The organism is Daejeonella sp., from assembly GCF_017495225.1.
GTDB lineage: Bacteria > Bacteroidota > Bacteroidia > Sphingobacteriales > Sphingobacteriaceae > Daejeonella.
This window is the reverse complement of the sequence record NZ_JAFEIG010000020.1, coordinates 396,807-417,755: the sequence shown is the minus strand read 5'-3', so window position 1 is coordinate 417,755 and position 20,949 is coordinate 396,807. Positions and strand designations below refer to the sequence as shown.

The following is a 20,949-nucleotide window of genomic DNA, read 5'->3' as shown; positions in this document are numbered from 1 at the left end:
GATAACATTAATCAATGTTATTGCCCAATCCTTATAGATTTCAGGATAAAACTTCAGTAATTGCTTTACCTTTTAAAATACATTCTTCATATTCCATTTCTGGATTTGAGTCGAGCGTTATTGCACTGCCCACTTGAAAAGATAAATATTTCGAATTCTCATTATAAAGAATAGTACGAATAACCACATTAAAGTCGAAATCGCCATTGGGTGCGAAATATCCAAGTGCACCTGAGTAAACACCACGTTTACTACGTTCATACTTTTCAGCGATCTGCATTGCACTTATTTTGGGAGCCCCTGTCATCGAGCCCATGGGGAATGTATTTGAAATTATTTGAGCGTTTGAAAGATCTTTTTTTGCCTCGCAGACTACAGTAGATATCATTTGATGTACTTGCTTAAAGCTATATAATCCGAATAGCTCTTCAACTTTTACTGTTCCTTCTTTCGCACTTTTTGTCAAATCATTTCTTACCAAATCTACAATCATGACATTTTCTGAGCGCTCTTTTTCGTTTTCAAGAAGCGATTTTTTTTGTTTTTCGTCTTGAATGAGGTCTGATTTTCGAGAGCTAGTCCCTTTTATTGGCTGACTAATTATTTTGCTTCCTCTACGGCTCAGGAAGCGCTCAGGGCTTGCCGAAAGTATGTATCTTCCGTCTGACTTATAATAACTCGCAAATGGCGTAGGGGAGAGCTTATTGAGCTTAGAAAAGATTTCTATAGGATTTATGCTCGTATTTTCAGCATAAAACTCTTGACAGAAGTTTATTTCGTAAATATCGCCTCGTTGAATATGCTTTTGTATTTCTATAACGGTTTCAAGGTATTCTTCTCGGCTAAATCTACTTTGAATTTGATTTTTCTGTGCTGATGATTTTATGTTGGATACTTCAAACTCATTAATAAGCCTCCAAATCTCATCTGCCTGATCACTTTCAATCTGAACTTCATTGCCTTTGATTAAAATGCTATGCTCTGGTAGAAAAAAATGAAAATCTGGAAATTTTAGATGGTCGGGATTATTAGAACTTAAATTTTCAGCTTCATTTTTAAGGTCATAAGCAAAATAACCTAATACATAAGACCTGTTTTCTGATAAAAAAGCCTCTAATTCTTTAATAGAATCATTTACCGAATGAATAAGCTCTTTTTTGATTCCTGCAGCGATAAATAAATCAAATGCCGAATAGGGATCAGCATATTGATTTGAATCGAAAAAGCAAGCTGTGCTAAACGAGTCTGCCCAGTGTAAGCCTTTTTGTTTTAATGCATCTATATTTTCAGAGTAAAAAACCTTTAACATAGATGCATTAGTTCATAATTGCTACAAAAATGGAGCTTTTATTTAACAAAGGGTTAATGTTTGTACGCGATCGGGGCCTACAGAAAGGTATTTTACCGGTACACCTAAATGTTTTCCAAGGTAATCGATATAATTTTTTAATTTCTGTGGAATAGCATCAATCTCACGAATGCCGGTAATATCTTCAGCCCATCCAGGAATGGCTTCGAAAATTGGCTCTGCCTTCAGTGCATTGATGTCATAGGGCATATAATCAATAACTTCACCATTATATTTATAATGAGTGCAAGCATAAATCGTCTCAAAACCACTAAGTACATCGGCCTTGGTCATTACCATTTCAGTAACACCATTTAACATGATTGCATATTTTAATGCAGGTAAATCTATCCATCCACAACGACGAGGTCTTCCAGTTGTTGCACCAAACTCATGCCCAATTCTTCTTAATTCTTCACCAGTTTCATTTTCTAATTCGGTAGGAAAAGGACCGCTACCTACTCTAGTACAATAGGCTTTAAATATTCCGATTACACTACCAATGTTTTTGGGAGCAACTCCTAGTCCGGTACAAGCACCAGCAGTAGTTGTATTTGATGAAGTTACAAAAGGGTAAGATCCAAAGTCGATATCAAGCATAGTACCTTGTGCTCCTTCAGCTAAGACTTTCTTTCCTTCTCTTAAATATTGGTTCACAAAATGTTCACTATCAACCTGTGGTATAGATTTCAATAATTCTATGGCTTCAAAAAAAGCAGCTTCTTTCTCAGAATAATCAGGTATTTCTCCATAATGAGAAAGGATAGAACGATGCTTATTCACTAAACGATTATATCTTTCACGAAAATCGGGAAGCATTGAATCACCTACACGCAAACCATTTCTTCCGGTTTTGTCCATGTAAGTCGGACCGATACCCTTCAATGTAGAGCCAATTTTGGAAGTTCCCATATTGCTTTCTGATGCTGCATCAAGTAGTTGATGTGTTGGCAGAATAAGATGTGCCTTTCTAGCAATAACCATCTTTTTTCTTGCTACTGGATCAAAGCCATTTTTTTTAAGGTTATCAAGCTCCCTTTTTAAAATGATTGGATCAATAACTACACCATTCCCAATCAAGTTCATCGCCTTATCGTTGAATATTCCTGAGGGAATTGTATTCAAAACATATTTTTGATTGTCAAACTCTAGGGTGTGGCCAGCATTGGGTCCTCCCTGAAAACGAGCAATTAAGTCGTATTCGGGACTCAATACATCAACAATTTTTCCTTTTCCTTCATCGCCCCATTGGAGGCCTAACAATACGTCAACAGTCATGATTTAAAATGCGGGGGTATAGGTATATTTAAATTAATTTTTATTTACAAACGAATCGCAATGTCCTTCTTTTAGACGTGTGCAATTTCCGTATAAGTTTAGTGAATGATGCTTGATATCAAATTTCAAAATATCGCCCATCATACTTTGTATTTGTTGAATTCTAGGATCGCAAAACTCAACCACTTTGCCACAATCAATACAGATAATGTGATCATGCTGCTTGTAACCATAAGATTTTTCAAACTGTGCCATGTTTTTACCAAACTGATGCTTGGTTACTAAATCGCATGACACTAGAAGCTCAAGGGTGTTGTAAACCGTGGCGCGACTAACTCGATATTTCTTATTTTTCATGTGGATATACAATGATTCCACATCAAAATGATCATTTCGCGAATAGATTTCTTCCAGAATAGCATACCGTTCTGGAGTTTTTCGTAAACTTTTATTTTCAAGGTAAGCCTCAAAAATTTTAATTACTAGTGCAATAGTGTCTTTTGCGGACATAATATGTATTAATGACCTCCAAATTTATCCAAAAAATAAGAATATTCAGTATTTAATTCAGGAAGCTTTTGTCAAATCTTCTTTATTTGAATCAAAACGTGTTACTGATGTTACTCCCGCGACTTCCTTAAGCTTATTAATTAGATTATCTAGATGGATTGTATTGTTCACATAAACCATGATAGAGCCCTCAAAAATGCCATCTTCTGTATCAACTGTTATCGATCGCATGTTTACTTTGAAGTCGCCAGAAATTACAGTTGTAATCTTATTAATTAATCCAACATCATCAATGCCTGTAATTTGTAGTCCTGTTAAAAATGCAAGTTCTTTCTGTGAATTCCACCTTGCTTTAACAATTCTATATCCATAATTGGACATGAGCTTAGTGGCATTGGGGCAGTTTGTGCGATGGATTTTAATTCCTTCACCCACTGTTACGAAACCAAAAACATCATCTCCAGGAATAGGATTACAACAGCTAGAGAGCTTATAATCAAGTTTTTGAAGATCTTCTCCAATTAATAGAGTGTCATTTACATCAATCTTGACCTTTTTTATAAATTGCTCATTTACACTTGGATCAATTTTTTCAGGTTTATTTTCAATGACCTTTTCAGATGCTACAAATTCTTTGAGCTGTTTTACATCAATTTTGCCCTGTGCAACATTAAAAAATAGATCCAGTGTTGTTGGTAATTTGAAATAGTAGGAAAGTTTATAAAGGTTATCGGTATTGTAAGTTACTTTTAGTGATTTTAACTTTCGTTCCAATATTTCTTTTCCCTGCTCGGCAATTTTCCTTTTTTCTTCTTTCAAAGAAGATTTAATTTTAGATTTTGCCTTGGCAGTGACCACAAAATTTAACCAGTCTTCTTTCGGACTCTGCTTACTTGAGGTGATAATTTCTACTTGGTCACCATTTTGGAGTTTATGAGAAAGTGGAACAAGTTTATGATTTACTTTAGCTCCAATACAACTTGCCCCGATATCAGTATGAATCTCGAATGCAAAATCAAGAGCGGTTGCTTCAATAGGTAACTGGATTAATGATCCTTTCGGAGTGAAAATAAAAATCTCATCCGAAAAAAGGTTCATCTTGAAATCGTCAAGAAAATCTAAAGCATTAGCTTCAGGATTACTCAATAACTCTCGTACTTTCTGTATCCATTGATCAAGTCCACTGTCTGTATTGGGTTCTTCCTTATATTTCCAATGAGCAGCAAAGCCTTTTTCGGCAATCTCGTTCATTCTGTTGGTGCGGATTTGCACTTCCACCCATTGGCCTCTCGGACCCATTACTGTGGTGTGTAGCGATTCGTAGCCATTGGCACGTGGCGAAGAAATCCAGTCGCGCAAACGATCGGGATTTGGTCTGTAAAGGTCAGTTACGATTGAATAAGCCTTCCAACAATCTGATTTTTCATTTTCTGGTTTGCTATTTAAGATAACCCGAACCGCAAATAGATCATAAACCTCATCAAATGGTATGTTTTTCTTTCTCATCTTGGTCCAGATAGAATGAATGGATTTTGGCCGTCCATACAAGTCTGCCTCAAGACCCTGTTCATTTAATATTTCTTTTATCGGACTAATAAAATCTTTGATGAAATTCTCTCGCTCTGCTTTTTTCTCATTGAGTTGTTGTGCAATAAATTTATAAGTTGCAGGCTCCATGTATTTCATGGCCAAATCCTCAAGTTCTGATTTTAAGGTATATAGTCCAAGACGATGAGCTAATGGTGCATACAAATAAACAGTCTCAGAAGAAATTTTTAGCTGTTTATCCCTAGGCATGAAATCCATTGTACGCATATTGTGCAATCGATCTGCTAGTTTAATTAAGATTACCCGAACATCATCCGCAAGGGTAAGTAGCATTTTTCTGAAATTTTCAGCCTGCAACGAACTATTATAGTCGAAAACACCCGATATCTTGGTTAGTCCATCAATGATTTTAGCTACTTTTTTGCCAAACTCACGCTCAATATCTTCCAAGGTGATGTCGGTATCTTCAACCACATCATGTAATAAAGCACAAACTATTGAAGTAGTACCCAAGCCAATTTCTTCTGCAGCAATTTGTGCTACAGCAATAGGATGGTAAATATAAGGTTCGCCAGATTTGCGACGCATGTTCTGATGGCTTTCTAAGGCCATGTCAAAGGCAATGCGAATCATTCGCTTATCACCTTTTTGCATGGTCGACTTACATGCTCTCAGTAATGCACGGTATCTTTTTAGAATTTCTTTCTTTTCCGCCTCAAGATCAATCACAAGTTCTTTCATCCTTATACACAATAGCTGTTTCCAAAAAACGTTGAATAATTTATTCCAACTATATTACATTTTGGTTATAAATAAATATAATAATTAGCTGTAAATTTGTTACTATAAAATTATGAAAATTTTAAGGCTTTTGGTAATAATTTTAGTGGTTTTGATGTCAAATTTGGCATCAGCTCAATATAAGAATGATCCAACCGTAAAAGGAGTGGCAGATACTATTCGTGTGTCTACTACAAATATCAATAATGAACTCATTCCTTGGGTTGTTATTCCTGAAATAGTAATAACTGATACCCGTATTTTCAAATCGCCTGAAGAAAAAGCTAAATTTAATCGCTTGAGATATAATGTTCTCAAAGTATTACCCTATGCAATGTATGCTAGAAGGAAATATGCTGAGTTGCAATCTCAATTAAGTCTCGCTAAAAGTAGAAAAGAAAAAAGAGTCTTAATTAAAGCCTTTGAATCTGAAATCAAGGATATGTTTAATAGGGAAGTAAAAAATTTAACTATAACGCAAGGTGGAATACTTATCAAGTTAATCGATAGGGAAACCGGGACTAGCAGTTATGATTTATTGAAAGATATGAAGGGCGGAATTACCGCATTCTTTTATCAATCGGTGGCTCGGATTTTCGGTAATAATCTTAAAAATACATATGATCCTCAAGAAGATAGAGACATTGAAGCCATTATTCAATCTTCAGGATATTACTCTTATAGCCATTTATGAATAAAAAATCAATCCACCAATTTACCGTTCTGCGCCTGAATGGAACAGAAGCGAATTTGCAGGATTATAAGGGTAAGGTATTGCTCATTGTAAATATTGCCTCAGAATGTGGTTTTACACCACAATTAAAAGATCTTGAAAACCTTTATAAGATTCATGAAGGGGATAATTTTGAGATTCTTGCCTTTCCATCAAATGATTTTGGCGGACAAGAACCATTAGAGGGAGCAGCTATAAGCGAGTTTTGTGAAGTTAATTTCGGAGTAAGTTTTCCAGTTTTTGATAAAATTAGGGTAAGAGGGGAATATGCCCATCCTTTATATAAATTTTTGTCCGATAAAAAGTTGAATGGAAGTCTTGGTTCTACACCAAGATGGAATTTTCATAAATATTTAATTAATCAGGATGGGGAATTGGTAGATTTTTTCTATCCTTTTACTAAACCGAGTTCTTCCAGAATCCAAAAGAAGATTACTAAACTACTTAACTCAACCCCTTTATGAAATTAGATATTCTAGTGTTTGCAGTGCATCCAGATGATGCTGAATTAGGATGTTCTGGGACTATTTTGAAGGAAATTGCAGCTGGAAAAAAGGTTGGAATTGTAGATCTTACTCGTGGAGAATTAGGTACACGCGGAACTGCCGAAACAAGAGATCAAGAGACTTTAGAGTCGTCTAAAATTTTAGGAATTCATGCTCGTGAAAATCTAGGAATGAGAGATGGCTTCTTTAAAAATGATGAAGAGCATCAAAAAATGATTATTCAAATGATCCGCAAATACAGTCCTGAGATTGTTCTTTGTAATGCATTACAAGATCGTCATCCTGATCATGGTCGTGCCTGTGAATTAGTTTCAAATGCATTTTTTCTGTCAGGATTGCCCAAAATACAAACGGAGTTAAATGGTAATGCTCAATTGGCATATAGACCCCGATTATTACTTCAGTATATTCAAGATAATTATATTAAGCCAGATATTTTAGTCGATATCACTGAATTCTTCGATAAGAAAATGGAATGTATTCATGCATTTAAAACCCAATTTTTTAATACGGAAGGTGATGGACAAGAAACATATATTTCTTCCCCTAATTTTTTAAAAGTGGTTGAAGCTAGATCTCGAGAATTTGGAAAATCAATTCAAGCCACTCATGCCGAAGGTTTTACATCTAAGAAATTACTAGGCGTGAACGATTTGATGGATTTGAGGTAAAGTTTGATATCCCTATATTTAGATAGTTTTCAGGATATTTTCCATTACTTCCAAACCTGTATCGATGTGTTTTTCCTCTATAATTAATGCAGGTCTGAAACGTATTGTTTTTTCGCCGCAACCTAAAAACATCACATGCTGATCCATTCCTTTGTTAACAAATTGATCACGCATTTCTTTAGTCGGAAAATCAAATGCAGTGATTAGTCCTTTGCCTCTAACATTTGAAATTTTATCATTTTTCTCTGCAATTTTTGACAGGCGATTCTGTAAATAAGAACCGCTATTTGCAGCATTATCCAAAAGATTATCTTCTTCAATAATTTCAAGGATGCGGCTTGAACGCACCATATCCACTAAATTACCACCCCATGTAGAGTTTATACGAGAAGGAACTCTAAATACATTGGTTTCAATCTCATCAACTTTGTTTCCAACTAATATCCCACAAACCTGCATTTTCTTGCCAAAGGCCACAATGTCTGGTCGGGCATGCTCACCAAAATGCTCATGTACCCAAAATTTACCCGACAAGCCTACGCCAGTTTGAACTTCGTCATAAATTAAAAAACAGTCGTTTTCATTTGCAATGATTCTCAATTGCTCTAAAAATTCTTGACGTACATGGTTATCTCCACCTTCCGATTGAATAGGCTCAATAATAATGGCACAGATATCGTCCTTGTTGTCTATAAAGGCTTGATGTATCTGGGCAATTGATATGGCCTCTCTATCTTTAAGATCTACTAATGACTCATCCGTTAAGGGGAATTGAATGGCAGGAACGCTTACTCTTGGCCAATCAAATTTTGCAAACCATTTTGTCTTATCTGGAAGTGTATTAGTTAAACTCAAGGTATATCCACTGCGTCCATGAAAAGCTTTTTCAAAGTGCAAAACTTTTAAGCCATGCTCTTTAGTATATCCTTTCTTAAAATTCTTTTGGACTTTATAGTCCATTGCTACTTTTAATGCATTTTCAATAGCTAGTGAACCGCCTGCGATGAAAAATGCATGGGGCAGGTATTCAGGAATTCCAACTCGTGAAAATGTGTCGACAAATTGTGCGTATTGCGTAGTATAAATGTCGGAGTTGGATGGATTGGTTAGTGCAGCTAACATCAGACTCTTCTTAAATTCTTCATCATGAATCATCTTAGGATGATTATAACCGAGTGGGACTGATGCAAAGCAGGTAAAGAAGTCTAAAAGTTCACGTTGATGCTTGGAGTCATAGATATGCACTCCATTGCTTTTCTCCATGTCGAAGGTTAAATCATAGCCGTCGGCAAGAATGTGTTTGCTTAAGATTTTTTGTACTTGATCTGGAGATATGGATAGCTTATACATAGAATTTTACTTTTAATAAAATTAAAAAAAAGCCTTCAATTGTCCAAATTTGAGCTTTTTATCAAATTCTAGATAAAAAATAGCTTTAAACCGTTTAAAGTTATTTTTTTTATTGAATAGGGATTTAATTTTTAATTTGTTAAGTCTGGAAAATTAAATAAACAAAGAATTTCTGCCTGATTTTCACTAAAAATTAAATCTATCATGCATTCCCGATATACCTGTGAGTCCTCCAGTATGTATTGCCAAAATTTCACTTCCCGCTTCAAAATGGTCATGTGCTATCAGATCGAAAAGTGCATAAAACATCTTTCCTGTATAAACTGGCTCGATTAAAATTCCTGTTTCTTTGCAGAAATTCTTAATAAATGTCATTAAGCTTTCATCCGTTTTAGCATAGCCACCAAAATGGTAATTCTGATGAAATTCAAAGTCTTTACATCCTGAATTAATTTCTATCTCAGTTTTTAGCTCATCAGCACCCTTTAAAACAGGTATTACATGAATTTGTGATTTTAAAGATCTTTCTTTTATGCCTTTGGTGATTCCTGCTATTGTAGTTCCAGTACCTGCAGCACAGAAAATATGATCATATTCTATATTAAGTTCATCTAAGAGTTCTGAACAGCCTTTTATTGCTTCTTGACTTGCACCACCTTCATCGATAAAAAAGGCCAACGGGTCAGATTGAAAATGCTTATCGAATAATAGTTGTTTGTTTTTATAACTTTCACGATCGGTAAAAATCAGCTTCATGCCAAATAGCTGACAAAGACTTAATATGTCATTTTTTACTGCTTCGCCACGTACAAATCCTGTTGTTTTAAACCCGAATTTTGCACCTGCACAAGCTGTTGCGAGCAAATGATTAGAGTATGCACCTCCAAAGCTTACTAAATGCTTTTTGTTTTGTTTTTGTGCCTCAAGAAGTAAATATTTAAGCTTTCTCCATTTATTGCCCGAAATAAATGGATGAATCATGTCATCACGTTTTACAAAAACTCGTAGCTCTTTTTTAGTAAAAAGAGGACTGAAAATTTCTTCTGTGGGACTATAGATATCTAATTCGATCATTTAGGATTACTGTATTGTCTTTCTACTTACCTAATCCAAAACCAATTCCACCATTAAAAGAATTATACTCCGCCATGCTGTATGAACCGTAAATTCTGAAGAATGCAAGGTTCAACTGAAATCCAATATTAGTTCTAAAACCATTAATATCAGTCTGTTTGATGTTTACCGGATTTGAATAATTCGTATATGTTTTTTGTCCCAAAGGTGTTACACCCGTAATTATTGGGAAATTTCCTTTAATTCCTCCGTCTGTTTTGGCTTGATGGTATCCTAGACTTAAAAAAGGGGTAAATACTAAAAATCGTTTAGAGATTATTGCCTCTGCATTTATCCCTGAAAACTTTGCTTCAATTCTTTGGTTACTAAAGTCTTGAACCTGTGCTGGTGATTCTGGTACGGCTCCCGTAGGTACTTTAACATCTAAAGGAGCCTCAAATGTGAATTCGGTATAACCGGCAGCCACTGCAATGTCTATTGGGAATATCTTATCTGCTACCCCTGAAAACAAGGGCAATAATTCTACTTTTAATCCCGCACCCATCATCCCAATCGTCCCAATATCATTCCCCAAAATAATTTTAGGCGTGGCTCTTACCTGCAGTTCAATTCCTTTAGGTAAACCGATTGAACCTTGTAATTGCGGGGTGGGTATTAAACCAAAGCCTGTCCCTTTGGGCATTGAAAAGCTTTCTATCTGCTGATTAGCTGAATCATAAATACTTAATGATGCTCCAGGATTTTTTTCTCCTGCAAAGCTCGGTGTAATGGTTTGAGCCGGATTAGTAGGCCTAACATTGGATGAAAGTCCGATTTTTGTTAAATCAAATGTTTCATCAATAGGAGAGACCACTGCACCTGTTAGTCCAAGTCTTAGATCAAAGCGTAATAGGTTTTTTGAGTGCGCCGAATTATTCCAACCACTATTCAAGCCTACGCCAAATCCTTTGAAAAGTGGCCTTAAATAAGCCTGGGTTAGTTTTGTGGCATCTGCGGGACCTGATTTTATTAAACCCGAAACATCACTTTGTGAAAATGCAATACTTGACATGCCCAATAATAGTGCAAGTCCATAGCCCCTGATTAATCTAAATTTTTTCATCGTAATTTAATTTGTAAGCCTCAAATTAGCTTCGTAAACAATTTATTTTATGTTGATCAGGTAGGTTTTAAATCGATCTTTATATCAGTTATAAAGGTAAATTCTTTTGTTTAAAAAGAATAGAATATAATCAATTTTAGGCTAAAAAACAAATTTTTAAAGAACAATACGCCTTTATTCTTATTAATCCTTTCAAAGGTTTAATTTTGTAACATGATAGATGAGAATCAGGATTTAGAAGAACAGGATCTTTATGAACACCTGCGTATTGTGGTTGATAAAGGTCAGTCGCTTTTAAGGCTAGATAAATTTCTAATTATCCGTACCGAAAATACTTCTCGTAACCGTATTCAGAACGCAATTGATGCAGGTAATGTTTTAGTAAATGATAAAGTAGTAAAGGCAAGCTATAAAGTGAAGCCTTTGGATGTTATTTCTATGGTATTGCCTCATCCTCCACGTGATACTGAGGTTTATCCTGAAGATATTCCTATCGATATCATCTATGAAGACGATGATGTAATCATGGTTAATAAAGCTCCTGGAATGGTTGTACACCCCGGTTTTAATAATTATTCGGGTACGCTTGTAAATGCACTTGTGTTTCACTCACAACAATTGCCACAAATGCCAGGAAATGATGGTAGGCCGGGATTGGTGCATCGAATAGATAAAGATACCTCCGGACTTCTCCTCGTTAGTAAAAATGAATGGGCAATAACTTTCTTAGCAAAGCAATTTTTTGATCATTCTATCACCAGGAAATATATTGCTCTTGTTTGGGGCGATCTTGCCGAAGATGGCACCATTAGCGGCTATATTGGGCGCAGTGTGAAGGATCGTAAGGTTATGGCCGTGTATGATGATGAAAATCAAGGCAAATGGTCGGTAACCCATTATAAGGTTCTTGAGCGTTTAAATTATGTGACATTAATTGAATGCCAACTCGAAACTGGTCGCACGCATCAAATAAGGGCACATATGAAGCATATCGGGCATCCTTTGTTTAATGATTCTACTTATGGTGGCGACAAAATTTTAAAGGGTACCGTATTCAATAAATACCGACAGTTTGTTGAAAATTGTTTCGAAATATTGCCTAGACAAGCCCTGCATGCAAAATCTCTCGGTTTTATTCATCCATCAACAAAAGAGTTTATTCATTTTGAAACAGAGCTTCCTGCAGATATTTCAACGGTTATTGATAAATGGCGTAACTACATAAAAGAATAAAATGGACAAACAGCTCATCAATTTTAATGGTCAAATTGTCTCTTCTGATCAACAAGTTTTATCGGTAAATAATAGAGGTTTTCGCTATGGCGATGGACTTTTCGAATCGATGCGCTATATGAATGGTGCCATCAAATTCCCTGAATTGCATATCGATAGAATCCAAAAGGGAATGAAAGTGCTGAAGCTTGATAATAATTTGCACATCGATTCTTGGTTTTTGCGTGAAAAAGTAGAAGAGCTTGTTCGAAGAAATAAAACAGGAAGCGATGCTAGGGTTAAACTAACAGTATTTCGTGATGCGGAGGGATTATATTCTCCATCATCTAATAAAACAGCTTTTGTGTTAGAATCTCAGCCGCTAAATGAAAGTTTATATACTTTTAATCCCAAGGGACTTATTATTGATGTTTTTGATGAGCTTACCAAGCCCATAAATATTCTGGCTAATCTAAAAACATGTAATTCTCTTGTCTACGTTCTTGCTGGTGTTTATAAAAATCAGCATGCGCTGGATGAAGTTATAATTTTAAATCAGAATGGTTTTCTTTGTGAATCGATAAGTAGCAATGTATTTGTTGTTTACGATAGGAAATTATACACACCTGCGCTTAATGAAGGATGCATCGGCGGTGTTATGCGTCAGGTGGTTATGCGCTTGGCCAAAGAAAATGGTATCGAACTGATTGAAGCTCAGGTAAATCCAGAAATATTAAATGAAGCAGATGAGGTATTTATTACCAATGCTAGCAAAGGAATTCAATGGGTAATGGGCTACAATAATAAGCGCTATTTTAATGAAGTAGCTAAGTTTTTAAGTGAGAAATTAAATAAACTCTAAGATTTATAAACGTACTCCTCTTAAAAATTCATCAACCTTCATTTTCTTTTTGCCTTCTAATTGTAATTCTTTAACTGAAATAAATCCATCTAAACAAGCAAACTTTATAAAAGTTTTATGGTCGGTTTCGATACTTCCAGCTTCTAATTGATGATTTTTTTCTTCAAAATCTGCTTTATAAATCTTTAAAGTCTTATCCTGGAATTTGCAAAATGCAGCTGGGTAGGGACTCAATCCACGGATATGATTGTAAATTTTTCTAGCCTCTTGGTTCCAATCAATTAAACAGCCTTCTCTAAATATTTTAGGAGCCGATTTTAGCTTCTCTTCAGCCAATTTGTCTTGAGGGATCTCTTTATAATTGCCTGATTCAATTGCTTTTACAGTCTTAACAAGTAGTTCCGCTCCAATTGTCATCAATTTGTCATGCAGGTCGCCCGCGCTATCTTGATCTTCAATTTTAACGCTCTCAGCAAATAGAATATCACCAGTATCAATTTCCTGCTTCAACAAAAAGGTAGTTACGCCACTTTCTTTCTCGCCATTAATTATGGCCCAATTGATCGGTGCCGCACCTCGATACTGTGGTAGGAGTGAACCATGTAGGTTAATTGTTCCTTTTGGAGGCATATTCCAGACCATTTCGGGCAACATCCTAAAAGCAACAACCACGTTTAAATCGGCCTCCAAGGATCTTAGTTCATTTACAAATTCTGGATCTTTTAGTTTTATAGGCTGCAAGATTCTTAGCCCTTTATCTTGGGCAAATTGTTTTACAGCAGACTCATTAATCTTCTGACCTCTACCTGCAGGTTTATCAGGAGCAGTAACTACACCAACAATATTAAAACCCGCTTCCAATAATGCATTTAAAGATGCAACAGCGAAATCGGGAGTGCCCATGAACACAATTTTCATAAAGGAAAATTCAATTTTTATTAAAAATTAGAGGTGATGTTTAAAGCATTTTGGTTTTTTGCTTAAACATCACCTCCAGTAATTATTTCAGTATTTTTTATTGGTAAAGCAAATATTTTTTACGCATAATTTTATATTGAGATAATCCAGGCTCCCAACTTTGGCGAATCTCCTCCTCAGTTTTACCTGCAATAATCTGCTGCTTTAAATCATAAGTCCCAGCAAGCTTATCGAAATTACCCATTTGCTTACTTTGCTTAAAATCAAAGAATTTTTCTTTGTATGGGTAGGCATTGTACATCTCAATTAACCAGGATAAATTAATTTTTGCATCTCTGCGGATTTTATTAGCACTATATTGACGTAAATCTAATCCATAGCACTCCATATCCATGTGTAATGGTGTCTCACTCATGCCTTTAATACCCTTTGGGGTGAATGAAAATTTATATTTTCCCTTTAAATCAGGGTTTCCAAGGATTGAGAATGGGAAATAAGTCCCACGCCCCTGACTAATTATCGTACCCTCAAAAAGACATAAAGTAGGGTACAATAAGATTGATTGTGCCGTATTTAAGTTCGGTGATGGCTTAACAGGAAGCACATATGGCATAGCATGCATGTAGTTTGCATTCTTAATAATTTTTATTTTACAAACAGCTTTATTGGCTAACCAACCTTCACCATTCAACATTTGAGCGTATTCAGCAATGGTTAAGCCGTGTGTAATAGGAATTGGGTTAATACCTATTCCCGATTTTAATTTTGAATCTAAAATAGGGCCATCTACATAATATCCATTTGGATTTGGACGGTCAAGTATTAATAATTCTTTATTATTTTCAGCACAAGCTTCCATCACATGCTGCAAAGTATTGATATAAGTGTAAAATCTTACTCCCACATCTTGAATATCATAAATTAATAAATCCACATCAGCAAGATCTTCCTTACTTGGCTTATGGTGTTTACCATAAAGTGAAATTGCCGGAATACCTGTTTTTTCATCAATGCTATCATCAACATGGATTCCCGCGCTTGCATCACCACGAAAACCATGCTCCGGACCAAAAATTTTGACAATTTTAACACCCAATGCTAATAAACTATCTACAACCGTAGTGTTTCCTATGATTGAAGTAGGGTTAACAACCATACCAATGCGTTTACCCTTTAAATAAGGCAAGTAAAGTTCTGTTTGTTCGGCACCAGTACGGATTTTGCCCCTAACTTTGTCAATGTTTTCTACGCTTACCTTTTTAGGGTCGGGCACATTGTTTTTTCCAACTTGTATTTGTTGTGCTGAGCTGCTTAGTCCCACTAAAAGGCATGCTGCTAAAATTAAATGAGTGTAACGCGACATATTATTATTAAATTATAGATCAAAAATGAACCTTTTTGATGAATTGTTTTTAAAACGAAATTAAAAAAAATGCATCTTTGCTAAGGTACAAAAAAAACCTTTTCAGAATTGAATTTACCTTTTTTCATCGCTAAGCGAATCACTTTTAATTCAAAGCGTACTTTTTCAAAGCTAATTGTGCGAATCGCAATTCTTGGAATTATGCTCGGTCTTGCCGTTATGATTTTGGCAGTGGCTATTGTAAAAGGTTTTAAAACTGAAATTAGAGAGAAGGTGAGAGGTTTTTCAGGGGATATTCAGATTTCAAAGCTAAATCTAAATTCATCCTATGAAAATACTCCTTTTAGTATGTCTGATGCAGAATATTCGAAGATCAGTAAAAGCAAAGGGGTTTCATTTATCCAGCCTTTTGCAACCAAACCTGGAATAATTAATTCTGGCGATGAAGCTGAAGGGGTAGTCCTGAAAGGTGTCGATAAAAGCTATAATAGCCAATATTTTGAAAATATTTTGCTTGATGGAAAGTTTATTGATTTCTCCGACTCCACCAAATCTAAATCACAAATATTAATTTCAAAGTTTACTGCCGATCGACTTAATTTGAAGGTTGGGGATGATTTTCTGATGTATTTTATCGAAAATTCTCTTCGAAAAAGAAAATTTGAAATCGTTGGAATCTATAATTTGGGAGTCGAGGAAGTTGATAAAGTCTTTGTAATTGGGGATTTAAACTTAATTCGAAGCCTCAATAATTGGGAAAACGATCAAGTGGGAGGCTATGAGTTAAGAGTGGATAATTTTGATAATCTCGAACAAATTGAAGCCCGAGTGTATGATGAGCTTAGTGTTGAGCTAAAATCCTATTCTATAAAACAATATTATCCAGCTATTTTTGAATGGCTATCACTTTTAGATGTTAATACCGAGGTAATTTTATTTTTGATGATAGCGGTTGCGGTAATCAATATGATTTCTGCCCTTTTAATCATGATTTTAGAGCGAACCAACATGATTGGAATTCTTAAAGCCTTAGGAAGCTCAAATTGGAATATTCGTAAAATCTTTCTTTATAATGCCAGCTATTTAATCGGAATTGGCCTTTTGAGTGGTAATATTTTAGGAATAGGCCTAGGACTATTTCAACAAAAAACTCATTTTTTTACGCTCGATCAAGCTTCCTATTACATGAGTTTTGTACCAGTTCAGCTCAATTTTGAAGATATTCTGCTGCTTAATGCAGGAACCTTAGTTATAAGTTTATTGGTGCTTTTAATTCCATCACTACTGGTTAGTCGAATTTCTCCACTAAAAGCTATTCGTTTTAAGTAAATTATTTAATTTTAAATTAAAATACTTAATTCAATTCGAGATAAATACTAAATTAGATATTTTTAGCCTCATTCCAGAATATATCCATCTCAGCTAAAGTCATATCTTTTAAGTTTTTATCTAATTCCTTTGCCTTGCTTTCTAGGTATTGAAAGCGTTTAATGAATTTTTTATTTGTTCTTTCTAGAGCATCTTCAGGATTGATATCAATAAAGCGAGCATAATTTATCAGAGAAAAAAGTAAATCGCCAAACTCTCCTTCAGCTTTTTCTTTATCTATTGCAGTATTATCAAGTGTATTAAACTCATTTCTAAATTCTTGAAGTTCTTCCTCTACTTTTTCCCATACCTGAGCCTTTTCTTCCCAATCAAAACCTACACCACGAGCCTTTTCTTGAATTCTGGAGGCTTTAATAAGTGCAGGTAGGGAAGAGGGTACACCCTCTAACACAGACTTATTTCCTTCTTTTAATTTTAACTGCTCCCAATTACGTTTTACCTCTGCTTCATCTTCAACAATTACATCACTATAAATATGTGGGTGACGATGAATTAGTTTCTCGCAAATGCCATTTAAAACATCAACAATTGTAAATGATTGATTTTCACTTCCAATACGACTATAAAAAACAAGGTGAAGCATGATATCTCCAAGCTCTTTTTTTATTTCGTTCATGTCGCCATCCAAAATAGCATCAGAAAGCTCATAAGTTTCCTCAATGGTTAGATGGCGAAGGGTCTCCATTGTTTGTTTTTTATCCCATGGGCATTGTTCCCTGAGCGTATTCATGATCGTTAAAAGGCGTTCAAATGCGCTTGCAGGATCTTTTCCTTCTGCTGGGATGATATTTGGAGCTGCCATGTTGGAATAATTTCGGTAAAAATAGCTTTAGTTTTCTACAATTTGGTGGCTCTCAGCATTTCACGCTTGCCTGCTGCCCCTGGCACTTTCTCAATGCTGAAACCCAAACTTTTCATCGTTCTTTTCAGGTCGCCGGTAATTGCATATGTAACAAAAACACCTCCTGTTTTTATGAATTTTGAGATATGTGTTAAAGATTCTAAACTCCACATTTCTGCTTGATGAATGGCAGCAAAGGCATCAAAGTAGATAACATCAAACTGATCATTTGAACTAAAATCGAGTAGTTTTTTCTCAATTATCTGGACTGTGCACTGATTATTTATAATACATTTTTGATGAAATGCTTCTTGATAATGATTTAGAAAAGAATTCCAAAGTTCCTCTGAAACGTATTCATTATAAGCTGTTTGAGATATTAGTTCTTTATTAAGTGGGAAGGCTTCTATACCAAAATAATCTAATTCTATTTCATTTCTCACACAGTAATCAGCAGATACTAAAAAATTTAAGCCTGTACCAAAGCCTACTTCTAGTACAGAGACCTTTTTTTTCTTTTTATTCTCCAAAAAGTAGGAGAGACCAGAACCTAAAAATACATGTTTACTTTCTTGAAGAGCACCATGACGCGAATGGTAGTTTTCGCCTACCTGTTCATTGAAAATGGTTTTTGATCCATCTGATGTTATGGCAAAGCTTAAATGTTCCATTCTTTTGTTTTTATATTAATTGACTTTTGTCCCGCGATTAACCCAGCGCGCCCATTCTTTATCGTAGGTGTGAATTTCGGAGGTTTGTACGCCATTCTTAGTATAAATAGGATTTCCTTGGTTTACCCATTCAAAAAGACCACCATATAGGTTGAAAACGTTTTTATAGCCTGCATCAAAAAGTTTATGCGCAATTTTCTCACTTCTGTAACCTACTGAGCAGTATAAAATAATTTTTGAGTTTTTAGGTATATCATAAACTTTTCGCATGTCAAACCAAAAATATCCAACATTTCGTGCGTTTTTTATATGACTTACACTAAACTCTTCTTCTTCTCGGGTATCTAAAAGGTAAATACTTTGCTTATTTAATTTTTTGAATTCTTCAATGGTAATTAGTGCTACATCATGCTCATATAAACTGTCTAACATCAATTTATATTCCTGATTTTTAATCTGTGCCACCACTTTTAAATTTGAGAAGCATAAAATAATTAACAAGTAATAAATCGTACTTTTTTTATTCATAATTATTTGTAAAAGAGGTAATTAGTATCTAAACAAAGCAATATTTAACCTATAAAATAGATTATTGAATCTTATAAATGCCCTCTAAATTTAGAGGGCATTTATTCTTTAATTTTACCAAATTTTGATTCGATCTTCTGGCTTTTTATAAAGCTTATTTTCAGGTTTAATATCAAAAGCTTTGTACCATGCATCCATATTTACTGGAGCACCAATGGTACGGTACGGTCCTGGAGAGTGAGTATCTGTCAAGATAAATTGTGCTGCAGTTTCATCTAAGATATTTCCTTTCCAAACTTGAGCCCATGACAAGAAAAATCGCTGATCAGGGGTAAAACCATCAATTTTTTCATTGCTTTGACCTTGCTTGGTCATTTTAAAGGCTTCGTATGCAGCATTGAGTCCGCCAAGATCACCAATATTTTCTCCCAAAGTAAGCTTTCCATTCACATGAATAGAATCTAATACTGTGTAGGCATCAAACTGCTGTTGTAATGCTGTTGCTTTTACTTTGAAACGTGCACGATCTTCATCTGTCCACCAATTTCTTAATGTACCATCTTTATCATACTGACTTCCAGAATCATCAAACCCATGCGAAATTTCATGCCCAATAACAGCTCCAATTCCTCCATAATTCACAGCATCGTCTGCGTTTGGATCGAAAAATGGAAATTGTAAAATACCCGCAGGGAAAACAATTTCATTGTTTACTGGATTGTAATAGGCATTTACTGTTGGTGGAGTCATGCCCCAGCGACTCTTATCTACTGGTTTACCTAGCTGACTAACCATGTCTTCATATCCCCAAGCACCAGCATTTCTAAGGTTCTGGAAAAATGATTGTCTCTTTATTTCAAGTCCATCATAATTCTTCCATTTATCAGGATATGCAATTTTTGGTGTAAATGCATATAATTTATCTAATGCTTTTTGTTTAGTTACCTCGCTCATCCAATCAAGATTCTTGATTCTAATTTCATAAGCTTTAATTAAATTACTAACCAATTCCTCCATTCTTGCCTTTGCTTCAGGTTTGAAGTGTTTCTTCACATAAGTCTGACCCAAAAGATCGCCAATAGTGCCATCAGTAAGCGACGACATACGCTGCCAACGCGGAGTTTGCACTTTTTGTCCGCTAAGAACCTGTGTAAATTCAAAACTAGCATTAACAAAATCTGAGCTTAAATATGGAGCAGAAGATTTAAGTAAATTCCATTTCAAATAAGTTTTTAGATCATTTACCGGTGTTGATGCTAGGAGGGTATTTAATTCATTAAAGAACTTCGGTGAGTTAACTAAAACCGTATCTTGACTATTGACTTTCATGACAGGCATTAAACTTTCCCAATTCAAATTGGAGGTAGTTTTGCTAAAGTCTTTCACCGAAAATTTATTGTAAGTTTTATATGGGTCGCGCATCTCTACACGACTCATTTGAGCGTTGGCGAGTGCTTTTTCAATCTTAAATATGGTTTCTGCGGCTTTTTCTGCATCTGCCTGACTAGATCCAGAAAGGTTAAATAAACGAACAATATAATTTTTATAAGATTCTTGGATTTTTAAACTTCTTGCATCATTCTTTAAATAATAATCGCGATCGGGAAGTGTAGTGCCACCTTGACTTAGTTGAGGGACAAAGTTTTTAACGTTTTTACGATCTTGTCCTACTGAAAAACCAAAAAATGGCGATCCTGCGCCATATGTCCGCATTAGCGCAGATTGATTAATTACACCATTTAAATCACTAATTTGATTGAGCTTTTCTAAATCTGGCTTAATTGGATTATAACCCAATTTTTCAATTGTTAAACTGTCCATCGCCGCAGCGTAGAAGTCGCCAACTCGTTTCTCAACAGAACCTGCAGGAGCTTTTCTATTCCTCGCCGACTCCTCTAAAATATTTTTTACTGCGTTAATATTAAAATCACGAAGGATGTTAAAACTTCCCCATCTTGTTTCTTTTGCTGGTACAGGATTGTTTTTAATCCAATTTCCACTGGCATAATTATAGAAATCGTCACCTGGATTTTTTGTTAAATCCATTCCAGTTTTATCTATAAAAACAGGCTTTTTAGCTGGTTTTGAATCATGCTGAGCATTTGCATGAATTGAAAAAAGGCTTAGGCATAATGCCGAAATAAATATTTTGCTGTATTTCATGTTTCTAAATTGCTTAGGTTATAAATGTAAAAATATAGATTATTAAAAAACAAAAAATGTAAAATTCAGATATGTTATATTTATTCGCAAAACTGTGAAATT

19 protein-coding genes are annotated in these 20,949 nt (G+C 35.1%); 6 read left to right on the top strand and 13 right to left on the bottom strand.

What is annotated here, in order from left to right:
• Positions 1-40: 40 nt before the first annotated feature.
• Genes QZ136_RS09155 through QZ136_RS09140 form a run of 4 tightly spaced genes read right to left on the bottom strand, consistent with a single transcriptional unit; the run spans position 41 to position 5,425 of the window.
• Positions 41-1,309 carry an anthranilate synthase component I family protein gene (locus QZ136_RS09155; protein WP_291402664.1) on the bottom strand — a complete coding sequence of 423 codons (1,269 nt, stop codon included), beginning with the start codon at positions 1,307-1,309 and terminating at the stop codon, positions 41-43.
• A gap of 42 nt (positions 1,310-1,351) precedes the next feature.
• Positions 1,352-2,626 (bottom strand): adenylosuccinate synthase, encoded by a 1,275-nt coding sequence (locus QZ136_RS09150; RefSeq protein WP_291402662.1) that lies wholly within the window; start codon positions 2,624-2,626, stop codon positions 1,352-1,354.
• A 33-nt stretch (positions 2,627-2,659) separates the two neighbouring features.
• Positions 2,660-3,136, bottom strand: a complete 477-nt coding sequence (locus QZ136_RS09145; protein WP_291402661.1) for a transcriptional repressor — start codon at positions 3,134-3,136, stop codon at positions 2,660-2,662.
• A gap of 57 nt (positions 3,137-3,193) precedes the next feature.
• Positions 3,194-5,425, bottom strand: a complete 2,232-nt coding sequence (locus QZ136_RS09140) for a bifunctional (p)ppGpp synthetase/guanosine-3',5'-bis(diphosphate) 3'-pyrophosphohydrolase (RefSeq protein ID WP_291402659.1) — start codon at positions 5,423-5,425, stop codon at positions 3,194-3,196.
• Between the two features lie 112 nt (positions 5,426-5,537).
• Here QZ136_RS09140 and QZ136_RS09135 point away from each other — a divergent pair, with 112 nt between their 5' ends.
• The 3 genes from QZ136_RS09135 to bshB1 are packed head-to-tail and all read left to right on the top strand — an operon-like array spanning position 5,538 to position 7,374.
• Complete coding sequence (locus tag QZ136_RS09135) at positions 5,538-6,158, top strand: DUF4294 domain-containing protein (RefSeq protein WP_291402657.1); 621 nt, start codon at positions 5,538-5,540, stop codon at positions 6,156-6,158.
• On the top strand, positions 6,155-6,661 hold the full coding sequence (locus tag QZ136_RS09130) for a glutathione peroxidase (RefSeq protein WP_291402655.1): 507 nt from the start codon (positions 6,155-6,157) through the stop codon (positions 6,659-6,661). The genes QZ136_RS09135 and QZ136_RS09130 overlap by 4 nt, the downstream gene beginning before the upstream one ends.
• On the top strand, positions 6,658-7,374 hold the full coding sequence (gene bshB1, locus QZ136_RS09125; protein ID WP_291402653.1) for a bacillithiol biosynthesis deacetylase BshB1: 717 nt from the start codon (positions 6,658-6,660) through the stop codon (positions 7,372-7,374). Before QZ136_RS09130 ends, bshB1 begins: the two co-directional genes overlap by 4 nt.
• A gap of 18 nt (positions 7,375-7,392) precedes the next feature.
• Here the strand turns inward: bshB1 and lat are convergent, their stop codons facing one another.
• From lat to QZ136_RS09110, 3 genes are all read right to left on the bottom strand, one after another.
• Positions 7,393-8,724 (bottom strand): L-lysine 6-transaminase, encoded by a 1,332-nt coding sequence (gene lat, locus QZ136_RS09120; RefSeq protein WP_291402651.1) that lies wholly within the window; start codon positions 8,722-8,724, stop codon positions 7,393-7,395.
• Positions 8,725-8,910: 186 nt separating this feature from the next.
• The gene (locus tag QZ136_RS09115; protein WP_291402649.1) at positions 8,911-9,798 is read right to left on the bottom strand and encodes a pyridoxal-phosphate dependent enzyme; all 888 of its coding nucleotides are present in this window, start codon (positions 9,796-9,798) and stop codon (positions 8,911-8,913) included.
• 22 nt (positions 9,799-9,820) lie between these two features.
• On the bottom strand, positions 9,821-10,900 hold the full coding sequence (locus QZ136_RS09110) for a DUF6588 family protein (protein WP_291402647.1): 1,080 nt from the start codon (positions 10,898-10,900) through the stop codon (positions 9,821-9,823).
• 213 nt (positions 10,901-11,113) lie between these two features.
• Here QZ136_RS09110 and QZ136_RS09105 point away from each other — a divergent pair, with 213 nt between their 5' ends.
• Together QZ136_RS09105 and QZ136_RS09100 are read left to right on the top strand one after the other, a co-directional pair.
• Positions 11,114-12,133, top strand: coding sequence for an RluA family pseudouridine synthase (locus tag QZ136_RS09105; protein WP_291402645.1), 1,020 nt, complete (start codon positions 11,114-11,116; stop codon positions 12,131-12,133).
• Position 12,134: 1 nt separating this feature from the next.
• Positions 12,135-12,974 (top strand): aminotransferase class IV, encoded by an 840-nt coding sequence (locus QZ136_RS09100; protein ID WP_291402643.1) that lies wholly within the window; start codon positions 12,135-12,137, stop codon positions 12,972-12,974.
• A 3-nt stretch (positions 12,975-12,977) separates the two neighbouring features.
• On the opposite strand, the gene fmt is transcribed toward QZ136_RS09100, so the two are convergent.
• On the bottom strand, positions 12,978-13,892 hold the full coding sequence (gene fmt, locus QZ136_RS09095) for a methionyl-tRNA formyltransferase (RefSeq protein ID WP_291402641.1): 915 nt from the start codon (positions 13,890-13,892) through the stop codon (positions 12,978-12,980).
• 97 nt (positions 13,893-13,989) lie between these two features.
• Positions 13,990-15,255 (bottom strand): DUF1343 domain-containing protein, encoded by a 1,266-nt coding sequence (locus QZ136_RS09090; RefSeq protein ID WP_291402639.1) that lies wholly within the window; start codon positions 15,253-15,255, stop codon positions 13,990-13,992.
• 108 nt (positions 15,256-15,363) lie between these two features.
• Here QZ136_RS09090 and QZ136_RS09085 point away from each other — a divergent pair, with 108 nt between their 5' ends.
• Positions 15,364-16,584 carry an FtsX-like permease family protein gene (locus tag QZ136_RS09085; protein WP_291402637.1) on the top strand — a complete coding sequence of 407 codons (1,221 nt, stop codon included), beginning with the start codon at positions 15,364-15,366 and terminating at the stop codon, positions 16,582-16,584.
• Between the two features lie 52 nt (positions 16,585-16,636).
• Here QZ136_RS09085 and mazG read toward each other — a convergent pair whose 3' ends face one another.
• From mazG to QZ136_RS09065, 4 genes are all read right to left on the bottom strand, one after another.
• A complete protein-coding gene (gene mazG / locus QZ136_RS09080) occupies positions 16,637-17,446 on the bottom strand; it encodes a nucleoside triphosphate pyrophosphohydrolase (RefSeq protein ID WP_291402635.1) in 810 nt (269 codons plus the stop codon).
• 35 nt (positions 17,447-17,481) lie between these two features.
• Positions 17,482-18,156, bottom strand: coding sequence for a tRNA (5-methylaminomethyl-2-thiouridine)(34)-methyltransferase MnmD (gene mnmD / locus QZ136_RS09075; RefSeq protein ID WP_291402633.1), 675 nt, complete (start codon positions 18,154-18,156; stop codon positions 17,482-17,484).
• 15 nt (positions 18,157-18,171) lie between these two features.
• On the bottom strand, positions 18,172-18,684 hold the full coding sequence (locus QZ136_RS09070) for a rhodanese-like domain-containing protein (RefSeq protein ID WP_291402631.1): 513 nt from the start codon (positions 18,682-18,684) through the stop codon (positions 18,172-18,174).
• A gap of 114 nt (positions 18,685-18,798) precedes the next feature.
• Positions 18,799-20,847: a M13 family metallopeptidase gene (locus tag QZ136_RS09065; RefSeq protein ID WP_291402628.1), complete on the bottom strand. Its 2,049-nt coding sequence runs from the start codon at positions 20,845-20,847 to the stop codon at positions 18,799-18,801.
• Between the last annotated feature and the right edge of the window lie 102 nt (positions 20,848-20,949).

What these genes read in the sequence shown, in the direction of transcription:
- QZ136_RS09155 (WP_291402664.1), bottom strand. Translation starts at nt 1,309, where the DNA reads ATGTTAAAGGTTTTTTACTCTGAAAATATAGATGCATTAAAACAAAAA.
- QZ136_RS09150 (WP_291402662.1), bottom strand. Translation starts at nt 2,626, where the DNA reads ATGACTGTTGACGTATTGTTAGGCCTCCAATGGGGCGATGAAGGAAAA.
- QZ136_RS09145 (WP_291402661.1), bottom strand. Translation starts at nt 3,136, where the DNA reads ATGTCCGCAAAAGACACTATTGCACTAGTAATTAAAATTTTTGAGGCT.
- QZ136_RS09140 (WP_291402659.1), bottom strand. Translation starts at nt 5,425, where the DNA reads ATGAAAGAACTTGTGATTGATCTTGAGGCGGAAAAGAAAGAAATTCTA.
- QZ136_RS09135 (WP_291402657.1), top strand. Translation starts at nt 5,538, where the DNA reads ATGAAAATTTTAAGGCTTTTGGTAATAATTTTAGTGGTTTTGATGTCA.
- QZ136_RS09130 (WP_291402655.1), top strand. Translation starts at nt 6,155, where the DNA reads ATGAATAAAAAATCAATCCACCAATTTACCGTTCTGCGCCTGAATGGA.
- bshB1 (WP_291402653.1), top strand. Translation starts at nt 6,658, where the DNA reads ATGAAATTAGATATTCTAGTGTTTGCAGTGCATCCAGATGATGCTGAA.
- lat (WP_291402651.1), bottom strand. Translation starts at nt 8,724, where the DNA reads ATGTATAAGCTATCCATATCTCCAGATCAAGTACAAAAAATCTTAAGC.
- QZ136_RS09115 (WP_291402649.1), bottom strand. Translation starts at nt 9,798, where the DNA reads ATGATCGAATTAGATATCTATAGTCCCACAGAAGAAATTTTCAGTCCT.
- QZ136_RS09110 (WP_291402647.1), bottom strand. Translation starts at nt 10,900, where the DNA reads ATGAAAAAATTTAGATTAATCAGGGGCTATGGACTTGCACTATTATTG.
- QZ136_RS09105 (WP_291402645.1), top strand. Translation starts at nt 11,114, where the DNA reads ATGATAGATGAGAATCAGGATTTAGAAGAACAGGATCTTTATGAACAC.
- QZ136_RS09100 (WP_291402643.1), top strand. Translation starts at nt 12,135, where the DNA reads ATGGACAAACAGCTCATCAATTTTAATGGTCAAATTGTCTCTTCTGAT.
- fmt (WP_291402641.1), bottom strand. Translation starts at nt 13,892, where the DNA reads ATGAAAATTGTGTTCATGGGCACTCCCGATTTCGCTGTTGCATCTTTA.
- QZ136_RS09090 (WP_291402639.1), bottom strand. Translation starts at nt 15,255, where the DNA reads ATGTCGCGTTACACTCATTTAATTTTAGCAGCATGCCTTTTAGTGGGA.
- mazG (WP_291402635.1), bottom strand. Translation starts at nt 17,446, where the DNA reads ATGGCAGCTCCAAATATCATCCCAGCAGAAGGAAAAGATCCTGCAAGC.
- mnmD (WP_291402633.1), bottom strand. Translation starts at nt 18,156, where the DNA reads ATGGAACATTTAAGCTTTGCCATAACATCAGATGGATCAAAAACCATT.
- QZ136_RS09070 (WP_291402631.1), bottom strand. Translation starts at nt 18,684, where the DNA reads ATGAATAAAAAAAGTACGATTTATTACTTGTTAATTATTTTATGCTTC.
- QZ136_RS09065 (WP_291402628.1), bottom strand. Translation starts at nt 20,847, where the DNA reads ATGAAATACAGCAAAATATTTATTTCGGCATTATGCCTAAGCCTTTTT.